The organism is Devosia sp. (assembly GCF_041917035.1).
GTDB lineage: Bacteria > Pseudomonadota > Alphaproteobacteria > Rhizobiales > Devosiaceae > Devosia_A.
This window is the reverse complement of record NZ_JAYRYM010000339.1, coordinates 1-3204: the sequence shown is the minus strand read 5'-3', so window position 1 is coordinate 3204 and position 3204 is coordinate 1. Positions and strand designations below refer to the sequence as shown.

Genomic DNA, 3204 nt, shown 5'->3' with positions numbered 1-3204 from the left:
CTCCCGTCGTGGCCAGTCTGCTCGCCCGTATCAAGCCCGACGACTTCCCGATCCTCGTCGCCTCGGGCTTCATCGTCGTCATCCTGCTGGCCGGCACCGGCTATACGCTCGCAACGCTCGGCACCGCGCCGCTGCTGACGCCGAACTACCTGCTCACGCAATTGCAGACGGGCGCCTTCCTCGGCATCGTCGCGGCCGGCATGATGACGGTGATCCTGCTCGGCCACATCGATCTCTCCGTTCCCTGGACGATGACGGCCGCCGCCATGATGGCCTCGACCATCGGCGGTCCGGCCGCCATCCCGACCGGCCTCGCCATCGGGCTCTGCGTCGGGCTGGTCAACGGGCTCGGGGTGGCCTACCTGCGCATCCCCTCGATGATCTTCACCCTCGGCGTCGATTCGGTGATGCGCGGCCTGATGGTCGCCCATACCGGCGGCTTCGCGCCGCAGGACACCGCCACCGACCTGATGCGCTACCTCGCCGCCGACAAGATTCTCGGCATCCCCGTCGCCATCTTCGTGTGGGCCGCGATCTCGGTGGTGATCGCCGCCATCCTGTCGCGCACCGCCTTCGGCAAGGCCATCTACGCCACCGGCAACCGCGAGGCCGCCGCCTACCTCTCCGGCATCCGCACCCGCTGGGTGATCGTCGGGGCCTTCGTCATCTCGGGCCTCTGCGCCGCCTCGGCCGGCATCCTGCTCGCCGGCTACTCCAACAAGGCCTACCAGGGGATGGGCAATGCCTACCTGCTGCCGGCCATCGCCGCGGTGGTGATCGGTGGCACCCACATCCTGGGCGGACGCGGCCGCTTCATCGGCACCGTGGTCGGCGTCATCCTGATCGTGCTGCTCAACTCGGTGCTCTCGATCATGCAGATGCCCGAGGCCGGCCGGCAGATCATCTACGGCGCGGTGATCATCACCATGCTGCTGGTCTACGGGCGCACGGCGCGCGTCACGAGTTGATTGTGACGCGCCGCTGAGGCACTGACGGCGCAGGCGGCCGGGCCCCCGGCCGCCGCCGCGGAACGAGGCGTCGTGACGACACAGCATGCGGGCACCGCCGGCGAGGTCTTCGTCGCCTTCCTCAAGCTCGGGCTGACCAGCTTCGGCGGGCCGGTGGCGCATCTGGGCTTTTTCCGCACCGCCTTCGTCGAGCGTCGTCGCTGGCTCGACGAGGCCGCCTATGCCGACCTCGTTGCACTCTGCCAGTTCCTGCCCGGTCCCGCCTCGAGCCAGGTCGGCATCGCCATCGGCAAGCAGAGGGCCGGCTACCCCGGCGCGATCGCCGCCTTCGTCGCCTTCACCCTCCCCTCGGTGGTGCTTCTGCTCGCCGTCGCCTCCGGCGCCGCGCTGCTCGGGGGCCCGCTGGCCGCCGGCGCCCTGCACGGGTTGAAGGTCGCCGCGCTCGCCGTCGTCGCCCAGGCGGTCTGGGCCATGGCGAGGACCCTGACGCCGGACACGGCGCGGCGCGGCGTGGCACTCGCCGCCGGGCTCATCGCACTGGTCCTGCCCTCGCCCGTGACGCAGGTGACGATCATCGCGCTCGCCGCGCTGGCCGGGCTGGCGCGGCCGGTGGCCGGTCCCGACCTGCCGCTGCGGCCGCCGACCCGTGGCGACCTGTTCTGGCTGATCGGCTTTCTCGCCTTGCTGGCCGGGCTGCCGCTCTTGGCCCTCGGCGGCGACCCGGCCGTCGGGCTGATCGACAGGATGTATCGCATCGGGGCGCTGGTCTTCGGGGGCGGCCATGTCGTGCTGCCGCTGCTCGAGGCCGACTTCGTCGCGCCCGGACTGATCGGGCGCGATGCCTTTCTCGCCGGCTATGGCGCGGCGCAGGCGGTGCCCGGTCCGCTGTTCGCCTTCGCCGCCTATGTCGGCGCGCTGCAGACCGGGCCGCCGAACGGGCTCGCCGGGGCGCTGCTGGCGCTCTCGGCCATCTACCTGCCGTCGTTCCTGCTGGTCTTTGCGACGCTCGACTGGTGGCAGGGGCTGCGGACGAACCGCCGGCTGCGCCACGGCCTCGACCTCGCCAACGCCGCCGTCGTCGGACTGCTGCTGGCGGCGCTGATCGATCCGCTGCTGCTCGACACGGTCGGCGGCTGGACCGACCTCGCCTGGGCCGCGGCGGCGCTGGTCCTGCTGGTCCGCAGGGTTTCGCCGCCGCTAGTCGTGCTGCTGAGCGCCGCGACCGGGGTCACGACGGCCCTCGCGTCCGGCCTCGGCTAGGGCCGGCGCGCCACGAGGTCGATCTCGACCAGCGCCCCCACCGCCAGCGCCGTGACCCCGACAGTGGTACGGGCCGGCAGGTGTCCCGGCGCAAAAAAGCTCGGCCAGAGGGCATTGAGGGCCGCATAGTCGCGCGCGAACTCGGTCAGGTAGATGCGCGCCATGGTGACGTGCTCGAGCCCCAGCCCCAGCCCGCCGAGGACCACCTTGAGGTTCGCGACCACCTGCCGCGTCTGCGCCTCCACCCCCTGCGGGAGCGGCGCATCCGGCGCCGCGGGATCGGTCGGCATCTGCCCGGTGACGAATACCCAGCCATCCGCTTCGACGGCATGGCTGAACGGCGCGACCGGGCGCGGACCGCCCGAGATCATGTGGTGGATGGGCAGGCTCATCCGATTCCTCCTCTGACGCCAAGGAGTTCGCCGCGTCCGCCGTCCAATGTCAATGTCGGGCGGGAGCAGGGAGCATTCACCGACGGTTCATGCCTTGCCCCGTCATATGCGGCAGGCTGGTGTCGCGCCGGCGGGCGTGACACTGTCGTCCGCGTCGCCGACACCCTGGGGGGAGCAGACCACTCGCATGTTCGAATTCATCCACATGATCTCGGCCTGGCTGGAAGCGGTGCTGCAGGGCATCTCCGACAATTTCTGGCTGTCGATGCTGTTCATTTTCCTCGTCTGTATCGGCGAAGCCGTGTTCATCCTCGGGCTGCTGGTGCCCTCGATGCCCATCCTGCTGCTCACCGGCGGCATCATCGCGCAGGGCGGACTGCCGTTCTGGCCGATCTTCTTCGCCGCGTCGCTGGGCGCCATCATCGGGGACGCCATTTCCTACGTCGTGGGCTGGTGGCTGAAGGACAAGGTGAAGACGGTCTGGCCGTTCAGGAACTACCTGCCGCTGATCGAAAAGGGCGAGACGTTCTTCGCCAACCATGGCGGCAAGGCGATCTTCATCGGGCGCTTCATCACCGGGGTCA

The 3204-nt window shown here is 70.2% G+C and carries 4 protein-coding genes; 3 read left to right on the top strand and 1 reads right to left on the bottom strand.

Annotated elements, in window-relative coordinates:
* The first annotated feature begins 8 nt into the window (after positions 1-8).
* Positions 9-968: an ABC transporter permease gene (locus tag ACE3TU_RS20600; protein WP_374627656.1), complete on the top strand. Its 960-nt coding sequence runs from the start codon at positions 9-11 to the stop codon at positions 966-968.
* Between the two features lie 72 nt (positions 969-1040).
* Entirely contained in the window at positions 1041-2228 is a 1188-nt protein-coding gene (gene chrA, locus ACE3TU_RS20595; protein ID WP_374627652.1) for a chromate efflux transporter, read from the top strand.
* On the opposite strand, the gene ACE3TU_RS20590 is transcribed toward chrA, so the two are convergent.
* Positions 2225-2599 carry a RidA family protein gene (locus ACE3TU_RS20590; RefSeq protein ID WP_374627654.1) on the bottom strand — a complete coding sequence of 125 codons (375 nt, stop codon included), beginning with the start codon at positions 2597-2599 and terminating at the stop codon, positions 2225-2227. The genes chrA and ACE3TU_RS20590 overlap by 4 nt on opposite strands.
* A gap of 208 nt (positions 2600-2807) precedes the next feature.
* Here ACE3TU_RS20590 and ACE3TU_RS20585 point away from each other — a divergent pair.
* Positions 2808-3204, top strand: a 397-nt coding sequence (locus tag ACE3TU_RS20585; RefSeq protein WP_374627650.1) for a DedA family protein, incomplete at its 3' end; no start/stop codon positions are given.